General features: G+C 67.4%; 14 protein-coding genes and 1 pseudogene. 5 read left to right on the top strand and 10 right to left on the bottom strand.

Annotated features, from left to right (window positions below):
* Positions 1–46 precede the first annotated feature (46 nt).
* Positions 47–919 (top strand): N-acetylneuraminate synthase family protein, encoded by an 873-nt coding sequence (locus ASF80_RS16130; protein WP_056312969.1) that lies wholly within the window; start codon positions 47–49, stop codon positions 917–919.
* A gap of 86 nt (positions 920–1,005) precedes the next feature.
* Complete coding sequence (locus ASF80_RS16125; protein ID WP_056312967.1) at positions 1,006–2,421, top strand: DUF6716 putative glycosyltransferase; 1,416 nt, start codon at positions 1,006–1,008, stop codon at positions 2,419–2,421.
* 9 nt (positions 2,422–2,430) lie between these two features.
* On the opposite strand, the gene ASF80_RS16120 is transcribed toward ASF80_RS16125, so the two are convergent.
* Positions 2,431–3,033, bottom strand: a complete 603-nt coding sequence (locus ASF80_RS16120; RefSeq protein WP_056312965.1) for a TetR/AcrR family transcriptional regulator — start codon at positions 3,031–3,033, stop codon at positions 2,431–2,433.
* Positions 3,034–3,154: 121 nt separating this feature from the next.
* Here ASF80_RS16120 and ASF80_RS16115 point away from each other — a divergent pair, with 121 nt between their 5' ends.
* Together ASF80_RS16115 and ASF80_RS16110 are read left to right on the top strand one after the other, a co-directional pair.
* Positions 3,155–3,868, top strand: a complete 714-nt coding sequence (locus ASF80_RS16115) for an SDR family oxidoreductase (protein WP_056312963.1) — start codon at positions 3,155–3,157, stop codon at positions 3,866–3,868.
* 31 nt (positions 3,869–3,899) lie between these two features.
* Positions 3,900–4,898 (top strand): NADP-dependent oxidoreductase, encoded by a 999-nt coding sequence (locus tag ASF80_RS16110; protein WP_056312961.1) that lies wholly within the window; start codon positions 3,900–3,902, stop codon positions 4,896–4,898.
* A gap of 15 nt (positions 4,899–4,913) precedes the next feature.
* On the opposite strand, the gene ASF80_RS16105 is transcribed toward ASF80_RS16110, so the two are convergent.
* Positions 4,914–5,849: a hypothetical protein gene (locus ASF80_RS16105; RefSeq protein ID WP_157521104.1), complete on the bottom strand. Its 936-nt coding sequence runs from the start codon at positions 5,847–5,849 to the stop codon at positions 4,914–4,916.
* Between the two features lie 135 nt (positions 5,850–5,984).
* Here ASF80_RS16105 and ASF80_RS18970 point away from each other — a divergent pair.
* Positions 5,985–6,060: pseudogene (locus tag ASF80_RS18970) on the top strand.
* Between the two features lie 512 nt (positions 6,061–6,572).
* Here ASF80_RS18970 and ASF80_RS18805 read toward each other — a convergent pair.
* The 8 genes from ASF80_RS18805 to ASF80_RS16055 all read right to left on the bottom strand — a co-directional run bounded on the left by ASF80_RS18805 (position 6,573) and on the right by ASF80_RS16055 (position 19,710).
* The gene (locus tag ASF80_RS18805; RefSeq protein WP_162239140.1) at positions 6,573–10,670 is read right to left on the bottom strand and encodes a helix-turn-helix domain-containing protein; all 4,098 of its coding nucleotides are present in this window, start codon (positions 10,668–10,670) and stop codon (positions 6,573–6,575) included.
* A gap of 335 nt (positions 10,671–11,005) precedes the next feature.
* Positions 11,006–12,199 carry a low temperature requirement protein A gene (locus ASF80_RS16085; RefSeq protein WP_056312950.1) on the bottom strand — a complete coding sequence of 398 codons (1,194 nt, stop codon included), beginning with the start codon at positions 12,197–12,199 and terminating at the stop codon, positions 11,006–11,008.
* A gap of 74 nt (positions 12,200–12,273) precedes the next feature.
* Positions 12,274–14,028: an ABC transporter ATP-binding protein gene (locus ASF80_RS16080; protein WP_056312949.1), complete on the bottom strand. Its 1,755-nt coding sequence runs from the start codon at positions 14,026–14,028 to the stop codon at positions 12,274–12,276.
* Positions 14,021–15,664 (bottom strand): ABC transporter transmembrane domain-containing protein, encoded by a 1,644-nt coding sequence (locus ASF80_RS16075; RefSeq protein ID WP_056312946.1) that lies wholly within the window; start codon positions 15,662–15,664, stop codon positions 14,021–14,023. The genes ASF80_RS16080 and ASF80_RS16075 overlap by 8 nt, the downstream gene beginning before the upstream one ends.
* Positions 15,661–16,449, bottom strand: a complete 789-nt coding sequence (locus ASF80_RS16070) for an ABC transporter ATP-binding protein (RefSeq protein ID WP_056312944.1) — start codon at positions 16,447–16,449, stop codon at positions 15,661–15,663. The genes ASF80_RS16075 and ASF80_RS16070 overlap by 4 nt, the downstream gene beginning before the upstream one ends.
* An 11-nt stretch (positions 16,450–16,460) precedes the next feature.
* Positions 16,461–17,564, bottom strand: coding sequence for a FecCD family ABC transporter permease (locus ASF80_RS16065; RefSeq protein WP_082488418.1), 1,104 nt, complete (start codon positions 17,562–17,564; stop codon positions 16,461–16,463).
* The gene (locus tag ASF80_RS16060) at positions 17,561–18,634 is read right to left on the bottom strand and encodes a FecCD family ABC transporter permease (RefSeq protein WP_056313660.1); all 1,074 of its coding nucleotides are present in this window, start codon (positions 18,632–18,634) and stop codon (positions 17,561–17,563) included. The genes ASF80_RS16065 and ASF80_RS16060 overlap by 4 nt, the downstream gene beginning before the upstream one ends.
* Positions 18,635–18,642: 8 nt before the next feature.
* Entirely contained in the window at positions 18,643–19,710 is a 1,068-nt protein-coding gene (locus ASF80_RS16055) for an ABC transporter substrate-binding protein (RefSeq protein ID WP_056312942.1), read from the bottom strand.
* Between the last annotated feature and the right edge of the window lie 158 nt (positions 19,711–19,868).

The raw sequence follows: 19,868 nt of genomic DNA, 5'->3' as shown, positions 1-19,868 counted from the left end.
CGGCGCGTACTCAGGGGAGAAGGCCATTTCGACGACCGGAGGAACCATGACTGTCAGCATCGGCTCACGCGTGATCGGCGGCGGTCACCCCGCCTATCTCATCGCGGAGATCGGCCTCAACCACAACGGCGACGTCGACATCGCCAAGCGTCTGATCGACGTCGCCGCCAAGGCGGGTGCCGACGCCGTGAAGTTCCAGAAGCGCACGCCCGAGATCTCGACCCCCGAGCACATGCGCGACGTGCCGCGCGAGACGCCGTGGGGCACCATGAGCTACCTCGACTACCGCCGTCGCGTCGAGTTCGGCCGCGACGAGTACATCGCGATCGGCGACCACGCCACGATGCTCGGCCTCGACTGGTTCGCCTCGCCGTGGGACGTGCCCAGCGTCGACTTCCTCGAGGACCTCAACGTCGTGGCGCACAAGGTCGCCTCGGCGAGCCTCACCGACACCGAGCTGCTGGTCGCACTGCGCGAGACGGGCAAGCCGATCATCCTCTCGACGGGGATGTCGACGATCGAGCAGATCGACCGAGCTCTCACCACTCTCGGCACCGACCGGGTCGTGCTCATGCACGCCACGTCGACGTATCCGCTCGAGCCCGAAGAGGCCAACCTCCGGGCGATCGCCACGCTGCGCGACCGCTACCCCGGGGTGCCCGTCGGCTACTCGGGGCATGAGCGCGGCCTGCAGATCTCGCTCGCGGCCGTCGCGATCGGCGCCGTCGCGGTCGAGCGCCACATCACCCTCGACCGCACGATGTGGGGCTCCGATCACGCGGCCTCGCTCGAGCCGACCGGCCTCGAGCACCTCGTGCGCGACATCCGCGTGATCGAGATGGCCCTCGGCGACGGGGTCAAGCGCGTGTTCGACAGCGAGCGCGCGCCGATGGCGAAGCTGCGTCGCGTCTCCGCCTGAGTGGATCGGGCATGAGCGGATCGGGCATGAGTGGATCAGGCATGAGTGGATCAGGCATGAGCGGATCGGGCGTGAGTGGATCGGGGATGAGCGGATCGGGCGCACTGCGGGTCGTCGCGATCGCGGACGCCGACTCGTTCGTGAAGTGGTCGGCGTCGCTGCTCGGCAGCGTGCCCGGCATCCGTCCGCACCTGCTGCTCGTGCAGACTCCGCTGACCGCGAGTGTCGAGCAGCAGCGCACGGCGCTGACCGGCACCGGGATGCTGCCGGAGAACGTCACCCGGGTGAGTTTCGCGCAGGCCGCGGGCTGGCTCGAGGGACAGCATCCTGATGTCGTGCTGCTCGCAGGCCGAGGCCCGTTCGTGCGGCTCATGGGCAGGGTGATCGACGGTCTCACCCGTCGCCCGGTCGTCGTGGCGGGGCTCCCCGGCATGGCGATCCCGGCCCAGCGCGGAGCCCTGGAGTATCGCCGCCACGCCGATCTGCTCGTCGTGCACTCGCATCGGGAGGAGCGAGCGTTCGCTGAACTCGGACGCCGGATCGGGGTGCAGGTGCCGACGGCGCTCGCGACCCTGCCGTTCGCGCGGTCGCGATCCCGGATGCTCGCGCATGACCGGGCGCGCGTGCTCGTCTCGGACTCCGCAGGCCCGACGGGAGCTCTCGTGGCCGAGCGACCCCGGTCGCCGGAACAGGTGCCGCAGTCGGAGCTGCGTCCGGTGCGGATGCCCGCCACCGACATCGTGTTCGCGGCGCAGGCGCTGGTGCCGGTCGGTCGCGATGAGCGCGCGGAGATCGCGGCGACCCTCGTGCGGGCGGCCGAGGCCGACCCCCATCGCCGAGTCGTGGTGAAGCTGCGTTCACGGCCGGGGGAGTCCGAGACCCACCTCGAACGCGATCCGTACCTCGATCTGCTGCCGCCACGGCTGCCCGACAACCTCGTGGTCTCGTACGGCTCGATGGCCCGGGCGCTGTCGACGGCTGCGGGGCTCGTGACCGTGAGCTCGACCGCAGCTGTCGAGGCGGTGGCCCTCGGCGTGCCGGTGATCGCGCTCGACTCGTTCGGGGTGAGCAAGAGCCTGCTGAACACGGTGTTCGTCGGCAGCGGTCTGCTCGGCGGGCGCAGCGAGGTCGTGGCGGGGCGCTTCCGGCATCCGCATCCCGACTGGTTGCGCGACAACTACTTCCATCCCTCGGTCGAGTCGACCTGGTGGGAGCACGTCGAGCAGCTCGTCGCGCTGCGCCGGGCCGGCGCGCTGCCTGCCAGGCAGGTGCCGGCCGCGCGGGGAGGAGCGATGCACGAGGCGTGGCACCGCGCGAGCGTGCTGGGGTCGGAGGATCACACTCTCACCGGTGCGGCTGCACTGGCGATCGGGGCCCCCGCGACGAAGGCGATATCCGCACTGCGTCGCGGACGGGCACCGGTCGACGGCGGCACCTGGGCGGATGCGTCGACCGATTTCACGCTCGAGCCGAACCCGTTCCACGATTCGATCAGGCGCTGAGCGCCGGTCTCATCGATCGAGCAGTGTCGCGACCTGGGTCCTGACATCGTCGGCGATCTCGTCGATGCTCGCTTCGGCGTTGACGCTCGCCGCCATCGTGACGAACATCGCGGCCGAGACGATCCGGGCGAGTGTCGAGGCGCGGTGCTCGTCGATCAGCGGATCGCGGCTCAGGATGCCGGTCAGCGCCGTCTCGGTCTCGCCGACGATGCGCAGAGCCTCGGCGTGATGCGAGTCGGCCGGGTTGCCGAACACCATCTCGCGGAGGTAGGTGCGGCCGTTCTCGACCTGCACCCGATTGCACTCGATGATCGGGCGGAGAAGGGCCATGGTCGCGTCGAGTGTGTCGTCCGTCGCTGCGGCCGCCGTGCGTCCGCTCTCCAGCGCCACGGCGTAGTGCGCGTTCTGCACGAGCAGAAGCAGTTCGCCCTTGGTCTTGGCGTAGAGGAAGAGCGTCCCTGTGCCGACATCCGCCTTCTCGGCGATCTGCTGGGTCGTGACGTCATCGATGCCGTGGGCGGTGAAGAGCTCGGCTGCGGCCGCCGTGATCCTCTCGAGTTTCTGCTGCTTGTTCCGCTCGCGGCGCCCGAGAGGTGCGGCCTGGTTCGACATGCGGAATCCCCTCGGAATAGAAACTGAGTACAGTCGGTTATGACTGGAGTCGCTTGTGCATGCGCTCAGCGATCATCCCTCATTGTCGCAAGAAGAAGTCGCAAAGAAGAAAGAGCGGTCCATGCCTTCACTCAACGGAGCTGTCGTCCTCGTCACCGGCGCGAACGGAGGTATCGGCACCCAGTTCGTGCACCAGGCGCTCGAACGCGGAGCGGCGAAGGTCTACGCCAGCGCGCGCACACCGCGCGAGTGGGATGACGCACGGGTCGTGCCTCTGACGCTCGACGTCACCGATGCGCAGTCCATCCGCGACGCCGTGGAGGTGGCATCCGACGTGACCGTGCTGATCAACAACGCCGGCGCCTCGGTGCCGACGGCGGGGATCCTCACGCACACGGACGACGAGATCCGCCGCAACGTCGAGACCAACTTCCTCGGCCCGCTGTTCCTGACGCGGGCGTACGCCCCGCTGTTGTCGGGTCGCGACGGAGCCACGGTCATCGACATCCACTCCGCTCTCGCGTGGTTCGCGGTCGGTGGCATCTACAGCGCCACGAAGGCGGCGCTGTGGTCGGCGACCAACTCGCTGCGTCTCGAGCTGGCACCCGCGGGAGTGCACGTCGTCGGCGTGCACGTCGGCTACGTCGACACGGCGATGGCCGAGCACGTCTCCGACCCCAAGACCGACCCGGCCGACCTCGTGCGGGCGATCCTCGACGCGACCGAACGGGGCGAGTACGAGGTGCTCGCGGATGAGATCTCGGTGCAGCTCAAGGCGGGGCTCAGTGCGCCGCTCGACGCCGTCTATCCTCAGCTGCGCACCTCGGCCGTCTGACCGGACTGGCGAGAGAACAGAGGGATCGACGATGCGCGCATTCGTGCTCACGAAGTACAAGCAGCCGCTCGAGTTGAGGGAGACCGCTGAACCCGAGGTCGGTGACCGAGACGTCCTGGTCCGGGTGGAGGCCGTCGGCCTCAACCAGCTCGACGAGAAGATCCGCCTGGGGGAGTTCGCGCAGATCCTCCCGTACTCGCTGCCGGTCGTGCTCGGCAACGACGTCGCCGGCACCGTGATCCGCGTCGGCGGACTCGTCGAGTCGTTCCGACCCGGGGATCGGGTGTTCGCCCGACCCGACGAGCGCCGCATGGGGGCGTTCGCCGAGCGCATCGCCGTCGCCGAGTCGGACCTCGCTCTCGCCCCGACGCGCATCACGGCGGCCGAGGCCGCATCCCTGCCGCTCGTGGCGCTCACGGCCTGGCAGGCGCTGGTCGAGCGGGGCCGGGTCGAGCCCGGTCAGAAGGTCCTGATCCACGCGGGTGCAGGCGGCGTCGGCTCGATCGCGATCCAGCTCGCGAAGCATCTCGGAGCCACCGTCGCGACGACAGCGAGCGCAGCCAACGCCGATTTCGTCCGCCACCTGGGCGCCGATGTCGTGGTCGACTACCGCGCCGAAGACTTCGCAGAGGTGCTCTCGGACTACGACCTCGTGCTCGACAGCCTCGGCGGGGAGAATCTCGAGAGATCGCTGCGGGTGCTGAAGCCGGGCGGTCTCGCGATCGGGATCTCGGGGCCTCCCGACCCCGCGTTCGCGAAGCGCAAGCAGGTGAACGCCGTGGTGCGGCTCGCGATCGCCGCGCTGAGTCGAAAGATCAGGCGCCAGGCGAAGCGCCTCGGCGTCACCTACGAGTTCCTCTTCATGCGGGCCGACGGTCAGCAGCTGAGCAGCCTCGCGGCGCTGGTGGATGACGGGGTGCTCACGCCCGTCGTCTCGAAGACCTACCCGTTCGAGCAGGTTCCGGCGGCGCTCGCCGATCTCGCATCCGGCGGTGGTCGAGGCAAGATCGTCGCCACGATCGAGGTGTGAGTGAGGCGCCCAGGCTCACGCGGGTAGCGACCGGCGCGCGACGATCGACGGTGGGTTCGGGTCGTCCCACCGCTGGAGCGTCTGCACGCACCAGAACGTGGCGAACAGGATCAGGGCGACGGCCTCGCCGATGAGCACGACCGGGGTCTCGCCGAACGCCTGGCGGAAGAGCAGAGCCACGACGAGCAGCAGGAGGTCGACGACCAGCAGCCCCGCGATCCAGCGGTAGATCGATCGTTGGCGAGGAGTGGGCGGGGTCTCGCCGGGCTCTAGCGGGCCGCCCGCGTAGAGGATCGGCACCGCGGCGAACACGCCGAAGAACAGCAGGGTCACCGCGAAGTGGATGCTGGCCACAGGCCAGAAGTTGAACGGGAAGTTCTCATTGAGCGCGGGCCAGAAGGCGAGGGCGACGACGACCGCGGCGGTGACGAGCGCGATGATCGACACGAGCCGGGCTGAGCGATTCGGCGTGCGGGTGCGGTGGCGGATCACCGCCATCGTGATGACCACCGCCACGACCACCACGGCGTAGACGGCGATGCCCGCCTTGGCAGTGCCGATGTCCTCCGCCGGAATGCACTCCACCATGATCGGGCAGGGAATGTGACCGACCGCACGGGTGTCGGCGAGACCGGTCGGCACGATCGCGATGAGTGGCGCGAACACCGCGCACACATCGAGGAGGGTCGTCGCGCGGCTCCGCCCGGAGAGGGCGAGGAGCACCACGGATGCCGCGAGCAGCGCTCCGACGAAGATGTCGCGCCCGGCGGTGTAGAACGTATGGCTGATCGAGGCCAGCGGGTGCCAACCGAAGATGAGCGGCTCCCAGGTCACGACGATGCTCTGCACCACGACGCTGACGATCAGCGTGAAGACTATGAGCACCAGGGAGAGACGCAGGTAGCGGTGAGTCTTCTGGGGAGTCGTCGCGAGGGAGTCTGCGGCTGCCATGAGGCGAACGTACACCGCCGGCTGCACGGAATCGGATGACGCGGCGTGACGACACTCGTCATCGTCGGACTCACTTTGTCAATCCCTGCAACGATGCTGGTCATCGAGATCACGGCGAGGTAACGTCGTTCCCATCGCGGCGATCCGGGCGGTCCCGGGCCTCAGCTCATATCTGACGGCGTTGCGGGTTCGACTCCCGCCGTCGCGTCCACTTGCGAAGGGCCGCTATCCCCGCTGCCGACTGGGATCGCGGCTATAGGCTTTCTCGGCAAAGCGTGTTTTGCCCACATTTTGCCCACACTCTTCGGGCGCTCCACGCGCACGCAAGGCCGGACGAAAGACAATTCGGCGCCCGAACACCCCGCTCGCGTCTGTCGACCGATACCGTGAGCGGCGTGTGGAGTGTGCATGCAACCTCGTGGGATCGTGCTTGGTGCCGAGCGAGCCGCTGGGAGCGACGATCGCGTCTCGAAGCTCTACTTTTGGGGCGACCGACTCGGACCGATCAGTCTGCGAGAGTGGGAGCTCCCTCGGACCACGCTCGAGCGGCTCGAGGGCGTCATCGGTGAAGAGGAGGAGTGGCTAGTCGTCAATTTACGGACGGAACGGTTGCTGTCTCGAGATGTGTTCGAGGAAGGTCGAGCTCAGGTGGCCGTGGAACGGCAGCCTCATGGCGTGTTGTCGATGTCTGTGCGTTGTTGTGCCGTGGGGATGAGCTAGCGATCACCATTTGCGCGGTCCAAGGACGGTGCGGTCATCCGCGCGCTCTTCGAGGAGACGTCGCGATGCACCGGCAGCGACATCGGAGTAGAACTTGTGGGGAGCTGAGCCAACCGGGAACTCCGAAGCGATCCGCTTCGCGTCGTCGCGGAGCGAGACCTCCGCGGGATCATCCTCGCCGATCGCTCGACTCCTCATGCCGTAGATCGCCGAACCGTGAAGACCCGCTCGGATGCGTTTCGCCCAGTCGTCCGGGTAGGACTCGATCTCAGCCAGCACAGCGGTGACGAAAGGGACGTTGGCCCGAAGAAATCCGTGCCCTGCCTTGCCAAGCAACCCCGCAGCCAGTGATATCTGAGATTCGTCACGTGACGAGATCAGCCGCCGAAGGATCTCGAGCACCTCGGCATCGAAGGCGCCGACCACGAGTTCGAACAGATCCTGCCCGTAGAACGAGCGCCGCCAATCATCCGGCTTGGCCAACCATTCGACGAGTTCCGATAGGACTGCTGGGAAGTCGGCGCTCGCTCGGAAGTTTAGGCCGGCAACCGGGCCGTGGGGAATCGGCTCGTACCGCTCGGAGGACTCCCTTGGGTTCTCGATTCGCCGCAACCACAACCGAAGAACGCTGAACGGATCGATCGCGAGCTGGCGAGCGAGTAGCTGCTCGATGCTGTAGTCGGACACGTTCGGTGCCGCGGCGAGTCCGTCAAGGACCTTGCCCCGCTGAGCATCCGAGAGCGTCTCCCACGAGATGACTCGGTCATCCGTCAGTACCGCGGCAATCTCGGCCGCAAGCCGGGAGTCATTCTCCATGCCGGTGGTCATGATGATCTCGATCGCAAGGTCGCGGTCCGCGATGTTGAACCACCTCATAGCCCCCACAAGAGCCCGCTCAACGCTCGAGTGCTCTGTACTGCGCAGCCGCCTTACTACCAATGTCCGGCTCTGGCCCAGTGGCTCCCCTTGGAGTCGGAGGACGCCGCTAGCGACGACGAGCGCTCCCTCCTCTCCCGTGTCCATCGCACGGTTCGCGGAGTTTACGGCTGCGGGCTCATCGACCGCGAAAAGTACCGCCAAGGCAACGGCTTGGGCAGCTCGGCCGACCGCGTCTAACGATTCGTCCTCGAGGAGGCGCCGCGCCGCACCAGGTCGGATCTCGAACAGATTTGCCGCGAGTTGGTCCGGGAAGATGAATCGACCCATCGCCATTTCCTCATCTCGGACAATCGACAGGAGGTGGTCGACGGCCTCGTCATCCGGCAAGCCCTCCCAGTGTGCGATCACCTTCGACACGATCCGAGCGTGCTCGCGCTGGGCGGCTTCATAGTTGAACCGATCATTGGCAGTAGCGTCATCGTCGTCGATCGCCCAGCCCCCGCGGACCATGCGCGTGACGAGGAGATCGAGGTCATCAACGAGGCGCGCTCGCATCTCTCTTGCAAGGGCCTGGCGGTCACCCTCGCCATAGTGCGCGTACCACCCGAGCGCTCGATATGCCGAGAGGCGAACTGACGGTGGCCGCTCGTCAGACGCCATCAAGTCACCGAGACGCAGCGCCACTGCTCGAAACTCGTCAGTGACAGGATCAGCTCTGTCTCCTGTACGCAGGGCTTCTTCGAGTAGGTCGATCGCCGACATGGCGACGGGCGGCGGCCCAGAGAAGGCGAGTTCGTTCGCGGCGTCGACTACGGCACGACGAACGGGCTCGGTCACGTCGAGATTGATCGGCCTGCGCGAGAACTCGATCGACAACCCACGCGATCGCGTCACGGTGATTTCGTCAGCAAGCGAGGCCTTCAGCAAGCCCACTAGTTGTGCGGCCTCGGAGTCCGATTCCGTCTCGGCGATCCACTTGACGACGACCTGCACATACTCGAGATGAACGGCGACTGGTGCCCCGTTGGCATAGTCCCCGAGTTCGCGTAGAAGGCGGGTTGCGTGTTCTGGATTCTGGTTCTCCGGTCGAGCATCATCCTTGCCAATGAGCCGTAGCAGGTCCATGCAGCGCTCGAGGTACTCGGAGTTATACGCAGCGTTGCGGATCAGCTTTGCGAGCGAGCGATTGCAGTCCTCGGAAGTTGTGAACGCCGAGTGGCCGAATAGCGCTCCGAGTTCGCTCGGCTCATCGGGCTTGGGGTCTGCAATAACGGCAGCCGCGAGCTGTAGTGCGCGTTCAGGGTAGATCGCCGCAACGTCCTCGACGCCAGCGACCAGGCTCATCCGAGCCGTGTTGCCAGCCGTGCGGGTCGCGACTTCGAGAGCTCCCCACAGAACATCTGCGAGCTGTGATTCCCCCGCACTACGCCGACGCCAGTCGACGATGCTGACATTGCGGATCGCATTCGTGAGAGCCGTGCCCCGCGCGCCGCCAGCCAGTGCAGCGGCGAATCGCCTGTCCCTTCCGCCGCTCCCAACAAGCGCTCGCTCGAGTACAGCTTCACCCAGCATGTCTGGGACCACGCGAACAGTCGCTGCACGACGAAGCACGACTCCGAGATCCTCCAGATCGTCCACACAGTCGAGAATTTCGGCTTCCCCGATACCTGTGATCGATAGGAGCGCACTGAGGGTCTCTGCTTGATCGAGGTTCGCCGGCTGAAGGGCGGCTAAAGCGTCGAGGACTATCCTGCGGGATTCTTTTCCCGCGCCGCGGACCACGACGTCTGCGAAATGAGTGAGCAGCTCCTGTCGAAGCTCGTAGCTGGAGCCGATCGAGTTCGCGCTGACGTGTCCGTTACGAAGCAGATGAGCACCGATCACGATAAGGAGCGGGCAGTCGTAGCCCACTCGACCCAGCCGCTCCACGACGTCTGCCGATGCCTCAGCTCCGAGTGCGCGACGCGCGAGCCGTTCGGCATGCTCGAGATCGAGATCTCCGACCTCGATCTTTACGTTCGCTGCGTCTTGTTCTGTCATGCGAAGACGGGCAAGCAGGTCGGGAAAAGTTCGCGGACGGGCGGCCATGACAATTGTCGCGTCTGGTCGCGCGACGCGGATTCCCGTTACCAGTTCTGACACTCGGCTGTCGAGATCACCAGCGTCATCCATCACAATGACAGGATCTCCGACGGGAAGTAGCTCGAAGGCTGGGGCAGCCAATGCCTCGCCAGATGCGTATCGGACCACTCGATTCGGCTCCGTTCGACCTAGCTCACTTAGAAGTCGAGACTTGCCGATGCCACCGCGTCCCACGACGAACGCGACCGGGGCACCTTGCGAAAGCAGCTCATGCAACTGGTCGAGCTCATTGTCGCGACCCGTGAGATCAAAGTTGCGGTCGTAACCGAGCCGCCCGGCGAGCGTCGTATCGAACTCGGACACCTGACGCCACGGTGATGGTGCACTGATTCCCAGAAACGGTTCCCGAAGGCCAGGGAAGTATGCATCGACCAGCGTGAGCTTGACATCATCGCTCAGGCCGCGCACTCTGCTCGACAGATCCTCGCCGTCCCACATCACCCAATCCGGGTTCTTGGCCACTTCCAGCCTTGCGCGCGGCGTCGCCACGCTTCGACTTAGTGCGATCACACCCTTATCGACGTGAGCCGTGGGGAGAACCGCCCGTATAGCGGCACTGACCTGACTCGGTCCAAAAGTCTCGTGACGCTTGCATTGGATTCCAATTCGCTCACCCTCACCGTCGACGATGACGTCGACACCGAACTGCTTGAAACCCGTCGATCCGTTACGGGTTGCCTCGCGGCGAGGGAACATCGCTCGCGCAAGGTCACGGCAGAAGGCCTCGAATGCTTCGTCGCTTAGAGCATCGAACGGAAGTGTTAGCAGCCTCGGCCTACCACCCTCCAGCGCTCGATGCTGTTCGTAGTCGCCGAGATCCCGGAGTTCGTCAACCTCCAGGCCAAGGAGCGTCGCCAGCGCAGGCAATTGCTTGACACGTGGGCGCGAAGTTCCTAGTTCCCAAGCGCTCACGGCTTGTTGGCCGACCTCGAGCGCCCGAGCGACGTCGGCTTGCTCGAGACCGTGCGCTCCGCGTGCTACCCGAAGAACGGGTCCGAGCTTGTCATATCGCATGTTGCGATAGTACACGCATTTAATACGTGCACGCAGTTTATAGGTGCGAAAATTGGTACCGTTCATTCGGCCCTCGCTCGCGACCATTTCGCACAGCGCCATCAGGGCGTGCGGCGGTGTGCCCCGGTGTCGAAGTAATGGTGGCAGTTCCCTCGAGGCCGACCGCGGTCGGCCAACAACACCGCACAGCTCCGAACCACCCTCTTCCCGGCATCCAAACTTGCCCACATCTTGCCCACACACTTTCGCGAACCCGACCCCCGATCGACGTGACCGGCGAGCATCGACGAAGCCTCGATATCCGCGAAATTACGCGGTTTTCGTGGCCATTCGTCGTTAACGCCGAAGTTCAGTTCGATTCCCGCCGTCGCGTCCACTCTGTCCTGGTTCTGAATGCCCGGTCAGCCCCCTGAGCGGCGATCGCGACGCAGACGCTCGACAGTCTCGCCCGCGGCGACACCGACGAGCACGAGCGCAGCCGTGATCGACAGCGTGAGAGCGTTGACGATGAAGCCCGCGAACCCGACACCCGCGAGCAGAGCGAGTGCCACCAGACCGAAGAGCTGAGCCCGGGCCCAGCGCCCCTCGAGCACTCGGCGGAACAGCACGGTACCGGTGAGGAAGAGGATCGGTGCGCCGACGATCACCACCGTGGCGGCGGGGCCGCGCTGGTCGGGAAGCGTGAGCGTCTCCTTGTCGCCCACGCTCATCAGAACGATGCCGGCGATGATCGGAAGATGCACCCAGGTGTAGACGGTGCGGGCGAGCCGTGCCGGTTCGTTCGACGCCTCGATCGCCTCGGCGCCGATGCGTTCGCCGTGATCGAAGTAGATCCACCAGGTCGCCGCTGCCGCGACGAACGCCGTCATCATCGCAGCGATGGATGCGACGGACGACTCCTTGTCGACGAACGCGAAGCCGGTCACCAGCAGGCCTTCACCGAGCGCGATGAGCACGAACAGCGACGTGCGCTCGGCGATGTGCGGACCGGAGAGGTCCCACGAGCTCAGCCGGACCTTCCCCCGTCCGGGAACCGGAAAACCGAGCACAGTGCCCAGCAGTTCGAGTGCCAGTGCCGCGGCCCACAACGGCAGCTGCCACCCGAGGGGCATCAGCGCGCCAGCGATCCACAGGGCGCCACCGGCGACCGTCCAGCACAGGATGAGCGAGAAGTCGCGGGCCACCCGCCGGTCGTGGCGGGCTGTCGCCCACACGATGAAGGCCGTGCGTCCGACCTGGAAGACGACATAGGCGATCGCGAACGCCCACGCGCGCTCGCCGAACGCCTCGGCGATCGAGACGCTCATCACGAGCGCCACCAGGGCGAGGGCGATCACCGCGCCGCGCACGGGAAGCTTCACGGGGTCGAGCCAATTGGTCACCCAGGTGGTCGACACCCACGCCCACCAGAGTGCGCACACCATGATGACCCCCTCGAGGGCACCGAGAGGCGTCTGGTTCTCGTAGAGGTAGGCGGACAGTTGAGTCAACGCGAGGACGAAGAGGAGGTCGAAGAACAGTTCGACATACGTCACTCGATCCGCGCGCGGAGAGTCCGTGGGGCGCAGCACGTCGCGGGCCATCCCGAATGCCATGGGACCATCCTGGCATCGCCGATCGAGACCGGACGCACTCGTTCAGAAACGGGTGCGTCCGCGGGGTGGAACGGTCACCGGAACTCGGCGGTCGAGCTCTGGGCGAGCCAGAAGCTGCGGTACAGCCCGTCGGTCGCGAGCAGTTCGTCGTGCGTCCCTCGCTGAGTCGCGCGACCGTCGGCGAAGACGACGATCTGCTCGGCGGTCGACACGGGCTCCAGCCGATGTGCGATCAGCACGGTCGTGCGGCCCTGACGCAGCACTCTGATCGCGGCCTCGACGGCGTCGCGGTGGTGGAGCCCGACATCGGCCGTCGCCTCGTCGAGGATCACCACGGCTGGGTCGGCGAGCAGCGCCCTGGCGATGGCGAGCTGCTGGATCCGGCCTTCGTCGAGCGGGGCAGCCTGCGCGACGGTCGCGAGGGACTCCGCGGCCCACTCCGCCCCCACCGCGATCAGAGCGGCGATCATCTCGTCGTCGCTCGCGTCGGGTGCCGCGAGACGCAGGTTGTCGGCGATCGAGCCGCGGAACTGATGGAGCTCCTGCGACACGTAGTAGGGAGTCGCCACCGCGGGGGCGAAGCGGACGCTTCCGGATGCCGTCGGGTGGTGCCCTGCGATGACTCTGGCGAGGGTGCTCTTGCCCGACCCCGATGACCCGACGAGGGCTGTGGTCGTGCCGGGCTGCACCCTCAGCGTGACGCCGTCGATGCCCCGGTCGGTCGTCGGATAGCGGAAGCCGACATCCTGCAGCTCCACCGCGACCGGCGTGTGCCCGCCGACAGGATGAGCCTCACCGACAGGGCGAGCGGCGGCGGACGTCGCCGTGTCCTTCTGCGGCGCGAGGTCGATCACGCCGACGAGCCGCGCGAGTCCGATCGCCGCCCTCTGGATATCGTCCAGACCGAAGATCAGCTGGCCGACCGGATCGAACAGGCGGTGGAAGACGAGAGCGGCGGTCGTGACCATTCCCACGGTGATCGCGCCGTTCGCGTGCAGCAGGAATCCGGTGGCGAGTATCGCACCGAGGCCGACGAGCTCTCCGCCGTTGATCCAGCGGAACAGTCGATTGCGCACCCGGACGCCCTCGATCTGCATCCTGATCGAGTCCTCCGCCCGCGCCGTGACCCTCGCGAGCGCGTGGTGCTGCTCGTTGAGTGCCGTGAGGGTCTCGATGCCCTCGACGGCTTCGAGCACAGCCTGGCTGCGTGCGGCCTCGCGCACCCGCACCTCGCGGAACACGACCCGGGAGCGTCGGAGGAACGCGCGGGTCCCGAGCACGTAGAACGGCACGGAGAGGACGCCCGCGAGTGCGAGCCAGGGGTCGAGGGCCGTCAGCGCGACGATCGACACCCCGATCGCGAAGCCCGCGGACAGCAGAACCGGCACGACGTTGCCGCCGGCCTCGGCGACCGCATCGACGTCGCCGGTGACACGCGAGAGCAGATCCGCCGTCTCTCCGTCATCGACCGTGCTCACCGGCAGCCGCATCGCCGAGGCGAACACGTCTTCGCGCAGATCGGCGAGCACGTCCTGCACGAGCCCGGTCAGCACGCGGGCCGCCCACAGCATCACCACTGCCGCCCCGATGGCGCCGGCGCCGGCGCCGAGGACCCACCCCGCGATCACGGCAAGACCCGCATCGGTCGATACGGCGTCGACGATCCGGCCCAGGCACGCGGGCAGCACGATGCCCAGAGCGGATGCCCCGAGGAACAGCACCGCCACGCCGACGGTGCGTCCGCGGTGGCGGCGCAGCAGCATCCCGATGACGATGCGCACGCGAGTGCCCGTCGCGATCGGCAGCAGAGGAGTCGGAGTGTCAGTCATGGCGGTCGTCCGATCCCTCTGGCGCCAGGTCGATCACGCGGTCGCACGCCCCGAGAAGCGTGGGGGAGCTGCTGATCACGATCGTCGTCCTGTCGCGCCGGGCGAGAGCGCGCGCGATGTGCGCCTCTGTGATGGCATCCACCGCCGAGGTCGGCTCGTCGAGCACCAGGAGCTCGGCCTCGGCGTGCAGGGCTCGGGCGATGCCGATCCGCTGCCGCTGTCCGCCCGAGAGACGCCTGCCGGCCTCGCCGACCTGCGCATCCCATCCGCCGACCTCGCTGATCGTGTCGTGCAGAGCCGCCACGTCGACGAGTTCCGACCGCGCAGATCCCGCGCCGGGTCCGCCCACGGCCTCGCGCATCGTTCCGGTCGTGATCGTGTGGCGGTGCGGCAGGGCGACGACCCGGCGGCGGTATTCCGCGGCATCCAGCTCGCTCACGTCGTGCAGAGATCCGTCGATCGCGATCGAGACCTGGCCGCGATCGGGTGGTGTCCGAAGCCCCAGCAGTCGCGAGAGCGCGCGCGCCTCGTCGCTGTCGGACGGGCGGATGCCGAGCAGCTCGCCGCGGCGCACGTCGATGTGCATCGGTCCCTCGAGGCCGAGACGGAAGGTCAGTGCGACGTCGTCGGCGACTCGGCGAGAACGATCGAACGACCGCGCCGCGGGTGCGTCGAGCAGGTCGTCGGCGTTGATCATCTCGGCCAAGCGCTTCGCGGAGGCGAGCTTGTGGATCCAGTTCGAGGGGAACGACCCGGCGTACGCGAGCGATCCGCTGAGGAACTGGGCGAGACCGAGAACCGTCACGAGTTCGCCGATGGTGATCTGCCCTTCTGCGGCGAACCACGCCGAGAGCCCGGCCAGCACGGTGGTCGCCACGGCGGCGAGAGCCGAGCTCACCGCCTCGTACACGGCGAGAGAGCGCCCGGCGGTCGTCGCGGCGATGCGGCTGGCATCGCTGGCGGCGACGTAGCGTCGCACCGCCTCTTCGCGCGCGCCGATGCCGACGAGCACCCGGAATCCCGACATGAAGTCGGCGGCGACAGCGCCCGCCTCGGTCGCCGCGTGCTGCTCGGCGGCGCCTCGGCGTTCCAGGGGACGCGAGACGACCCTCATCACCCACATCATCACGACGGTCGAGGCGAACACGACCAGCGTCGCGATCGGCGAGATCACCAGCATTGCGAGAGCCGTGCCGGCGATCGCCGCGATCGTCGCGCACTGCTGGGCGACGGACCATGCCACGCCCGCGACGCGATAGGTGTCGGAGGTCACATACGTGAGGGCTTCTCCCGGGGTGGTCGCGCGCCGAGAGAGGCGAGGGCGCAGCATCCGCGACAGCGTGAGGTGGCGCAGCGCCTGCTCGCCGTAGCCGTAGACGCCCACCATCAGTCGTGACGCCGCCTGGTAGCTCGCCGTCAGCAGGAGGAAGGTGCCAACCAGGATGCCGATCCAGAGGGCGAGCGCGGCCGCGTCCGACGGGAGCACGGCGCGGTCGATCGTCGCGCCGATGATCACCGGGATCGCGGCCTCGGCGAGCGAATGCACGATCAGGAGTGCCGTCGCCGCCGTCAGGGTGAGCCCACGACCCTGCGATGTGAGGGCCAGCGCGAAGAGCCGGCGCGGGGTGGTGATCACGGTTTCCGCCGACCGAGCGGCAGCACGAGCGGGGTGCCGGATACGGGATCGGTGATCACCCGGCACGGCAGGTCGTACACGGACTCGACGAGCTCGGCCGTGATGATCTCGCGCGGGTCGCCCTGGGCCACGATCTCGCCGTCGCGCATCGCCACGAGATGGGTGGCATAGCGGGCGGCGTGGTTGAGGTCGTGCAGCACGGCGACCAGGGTCGTTCCGTTTCGATGAAGGTCGGCGAACAGCTCCATCAGGTCGATCTGGTGGGCGATGTCGAGGAACGTCGTCGGCTCGTCGAGCAGCAGATGCTTGGTCTGCTGCGCGAGCGCCATCGCGACCCAGACCCGCTGACGCTGACCACCGGAGAGCTCGTCCACCAGGCGACGAGAGAGGTCGGTCACCCCGGTGGCGGCCATCGCCTCGGATACCGCACGTTCGTCGGCACTGCTCCAGGTGCGCATCGCGCTCTGATGAGGGAACCGTCCCCGGCCGACCAGGTCGGCGACCGTGATGCCGTCTGGGGCGATCGACGACTGGGGGAGGAGCCCGAGCCGCTTCGCCGCCTCCTTCGGCTTGAATGTGCGCAGTTCCGCCCCGTCGAGGAGCACGGCCCCGGTCGTCGGGCGCAGCAGACGGGCGAAGCCGCGCAGCAGCGTCGACTTGCCGCACGCGTTGGGTCCGATGATGATCGTGAACGAGTCATCCGGAACCTCCAGCGACAGCCCCGAGACGATGGGGGTGTCTCCGTAGCTCAGGGTGATGTCGCGGGCCAGCAGCGAGGTGGTCATCGATGTTCCTTTCAGGCGCGACGCGCGTACTGGGCGGCGAGCAGCCAGGCGAGATAGAGCCCGCCGACCGACACGGTCACGACGCCTACCGGCACGGCGACGAGCTGGGCGACAGCATCCGACACGACGACGAGTGCCGCGCCCGTGAGCATCACCGGCGCGGTGCCCATGGGTGTGTTCGAGCGGGTGAGCCGCTGCGAGATCTGCGGGGCGGCGAGGGCGATGAACGAGATCGGCCCGGCAGCGGCTGTGACCAGCGCGACCAGAGCCACACCGAACACCATCGCGGCGAGTCTCGTGCGGCCGGGGCTGATGCCGAGAGCGGTCGCCGCGTCGTCGCCCATCTCGAGCACGGGAAGGGTGCGGTTCAGGGGCAGGGAGGCGAGGGTCACGACCGCGAAGACGACCGCGGCGGGAATCAGCTGGTCGAACCCGAGGGATGCGAGCGAGCCCGCGCCCCAGGTCGCCGCCATCATGGCCTTCTCGACGCTGACCGAGATCAGGATCCATGAGGTGAGCGACCCGAGCCCCGCCGAGACGCCGATGCCCACGATGATCAGCCGGAACGACGACAGCGTGTTCTTGTGCGCGAGCACGTAGACGAGCAGGGCGGTGATCAGCCCGCCGACGAGGGCGCCGACCGCCTTGAACATGTAGGTGTTCAGTTCGAGGACGACCATCATCAGCGTCACGCCGAACTGAGCGCCGACGCCGAAGCCGATGATGTCGGGGGAGCCGAGCGGGTTGCGGGTGAGCGACTGGAAGATGCCGCCCGCCAGCGCGAGGGCCGCGCCGCAGAGCACCGCGAACAGCACGCGCGGCAGCCGCCACTCGAAGACGACCTGGCGGATGTCGGGGTCGGATGACGGGTCGAAGATCGCACGGAGGACGGACGGGAAGTCGACCTCATAGGCGCCGATCGTCATCGACGCCAGACCGGCCGCGATGATCACGACGACGAGCACCGCGCACACCAGCACCGAGCGCACCGGGACGAGCGCGGCGATGCGGGCGGTCTCGATGCGGAACAGGCGGCGACCGTGATCGACGGGGGTGAAGTCGGAGCCTCGCTCTGCCGCGGTCAACTGGTCGAGGGGATGCTGGTCGATGCTCACAGTCCGCTCACCCGCTTGCGACGCACGAGGATGATCAGGATCGGCGCTCCGAGCAGCGCCGTGACGATGCCGACGCGGAGTTCGCCGCTGGGCAGCACGATGCGACCGAGGATGTCGGCCAGCAGCAGGAAGGCCGGGCCGATGATCATCGAGTACGTGAGCACCCAGCGCTGATCGGGACCGGTGAACCAGCGCACGACGTGCGGGATCATCAGGCCGACGAAGGCGATGGGACCGGCTGCGGCGACGCTCGTGCCGGCGAGGATCGTGACGGCGATGATGACCATCACTCGGGTCACGCGCACGCGGGCCCCGAGTGCCTGCGCCAGGTCGTCGCCGAGGGCGAGCGCGTTGAGAGAGCGGGCGCACAGCAGGGCGATGAGCAGCCCGCCGGCGATGAGCGGTGCGGCCCAGGCGAGCTGGTCGAGCGTGCGGCCGCCGATGGATCCGACTCCCCAGAAGCGCATGACCTGCAGTGTGCCGAGGTCGCGCAGCACGATCGCGGTGGTGAAGCCGGTGAACGCCGCCCCGAGCGCGACGCCGGCGAGGGTCAGCTTCATCGGCGTCGCACCCGAGCGTCCGAACGAGCCGAGGACGTACACGAGAACGGTGAGGACGAAGGCGCCGAGCAGCGCGAAGGGCACGTAGGCGCCGGGGGTGGTCAGGCCGAGGATCCCCACCGCGAACGTCACGGCGAACGACGCTCCGGCGTTCACGCCGAGGATGCCGGGGTCGGCCAGGGGATTGCGGGTGAACGCCTGGATCAGTCCGCCGCAGACGGCGAGCGCCGCGCCCACGACGATGCCGAGCAGCGTGCGCGGGACGCGCAGCTCCATCACCATCAGGTGCAGAGGGTTCGCGTCGTCGTAGGCGAAGACCGCGTTCAGAACCGTCACCGGGTCGATCGCGCGATTGCCGATGGCGAGCGAGGCGATGGCGACGGCGGCCAGCACGATGGTCGCTGCGGCCAGCCCAGCCACCAGCGTCCCGTTGCGGCGCGGGGAGTCGTCTGCACGACTCCCCGCGCCCGTGATCGAGACGTCCGTGCCGTCTTCCGTCGCCAGGGACATCTCTCGGATCACTCGCCGGCGATCGTCGGCTCGCCCTGCAGCGCGGCTGCGAGGTCGTCGACGTAGGTCGGCAGGATGTACTTCAGCGAGAGCACGGTGGGAGCGCTGATCGCGGAGGCCTGGGCGTCGTCGGCGTAGATCACGTACGAGCCCGCCTCGATCGGCTCCCAGCGGGAGACGACCTTGTTCTCGACGGTGTACTCGCCCTCGTCGACGCTGCTGCCCCATGCTGCGAACAGGTCGGCCTGCACGTCGTAGAGCTTCTCGAGGCTGACTCCGGTGTACCAGTTGTCGCCCTCGGCGCTCGCCAGGAAGCTGTCCATGGCCGAGGTCGAGGTGAATCCGAGGGCCTCGGTGATGCGCACGCGCGGGTCGTACTCGAGGTAGACGCCGAGGTCCGTGCCGCCCTCGTTCAGGGTCAGGCCCCAGACGAAGCTCTTGTCGTCGAACTCGGGGTGCTCGTCGGCGAGCGAGGTGATCATCTCCTCGGTCTCGGTGATCAGCTCCTCGGCCTTCTCGTCCTCGGACATCGCCTTGCCGATCGTGCGGGTCATGTCCTCCCACGTGCTCGGGTCCCACGCGCGCTCGATGTAGGGCACGGTCGGGGCGATCTCGGTCAGACGCTCGTACTCGACGTCGGTGATCCCCGAGTAGAGGCTCAGGATGAGGTCGGGCTTGAGCGCCTTGATCGCCTCGTAGTTGGGACCGTCATCCGTGAACGGGATGATCTCGGGGGTCTCGCCGTACTCCTCGGTGACGAAGTCCTCGAACCAGGGCTGGTATCCGCTCTCATCTGCGCCCCAGACCTCTTCCATGCCGACCGGGTTCGTGCCGAGGGCGGCGACGATGTCCGATGTCATCCAGCCGAGCGTGACGATGCGCTGCGGCTTCTCGGGAATGACCGTCTCGCCGTGGGCGTGCTCGATGACCACGCTGTCGGCGGAGGCTGCGGTCGAGGCCGAGTCGGCGGACTCGCCGGATGCCGAACACCCCGCGAGCGTGAGGGCGGCGGCCAGTGCGGCCGCGACGAGCGCGGCACCACGGCGGGTCTTCGGGCGCGCAGAAGCGTGCGTCATGATTCTCCTTCAGGGAAAGGGGGGAGGGTATGCCGCGTCAACGCGGCGCGAGGTTAGGTAAGCATGTCCTAACAGATCGATGCTAGAACGCGGATGAGGGCGCGAGTGTCGTCAGGCGGACGACTTGTGTCGATGAATCGACATCATGCCGTCATCCC

This window comes from Microbacterium sp. Leaf159 (assembly GCF_001423615.1).
GTDB lineage: Bacteria > Actinomycetota > Actinomycetes > Actinomycetales > Microbacteriaceae > Microbacterium.
The sequence above is the reverse complement of the archived record's forward strand: the minus strand, read 5'-3'. Positions and strand labels throughout refer to the sequence as shown.

Coding starts and splice junctions, on each gene's coding strand:
- ASF80_RS16130 (WP_056312969.1), top strand. CDS start 47: ATGACTGTCAGCATCGGCTCACGCGTGATCGGCGGCGGTCACCCCGCC.
- ASF80_RS16125 (WP_056312967.1), top strand. CDS start 1,006: ATGAGCGGATCGGGCGCACTGCGGGTCGTCGCGATCGCGGACGCCGAC.
- ASF80_RS16120 (WP_056312965.1), bottom strand. CDS start 3,033: ATGTCGAACCAGGCCGCACCTCTCGGGCGCCGCGAGCGGAACAAGCAG.
- ASF80_RS16115 (WP_056312963.1), top strand. CDS start 3,155: ATGCCTTCACTCAACGGAGCTGTCGTCCTCGTCACCGGCGCGAACGGA.
- ASF80_RS16110 (WP_056312961.1), top strand. CDS start 3,900: ATGCGCGCATTCGTGCTCACGAAGTACAAGCAGCCGCTCGAGTTGAGG.
- ASF80_RS16105 (WP_157521104.1), bottom strand. CDS start 5,849: ATGGCAGCCGCAGACTCCCTCGCGACGACTCCCCAGAAGACTCACCGC.
- ASF80_RS18805 (WP_162239140.1), bottom strand. CDS start 10,670: ATGAACGGTACCAATTTTCGCACCTATAAACTGCGTGCACGTATTAAA.
- ASF80_RS16085 (WP_056312950.1), bottom strand. CDS start 12,199: ATGGCATTCGGGATGGCCCGCGACGTGCTGCGCCCCACGGACTCTCCG.
- ASF80_RS16080 (WP_056312949.1), bottom strand. CDS start 14,028: ATGACTGACACTCCGACTCCTCTGCTGCCGATCGCGACGGGCACTCGC.
- ASF80_RS16070 (WP_056312944.1), bottom strand. CDS start 16,449: ATGACCACCTCGCTGCTGGCCCGCGACATCACCCTGAGCTACGGAGAC.
- ASF80_RS16060 (WP_056313660.1), bottom strand. CDS start 18,634: ATGTCCCTGGCGACGGAAGACGGCACGGACGTCTCGATCACGGGCGCG.
- ASF80_RS16055 (WP_056312942.1), bottom strand. CDS start 19,710: ATGACGCACGCTTCTGCGCGCCCGAAGACCCGCCGTGGTGCCGCGCTC.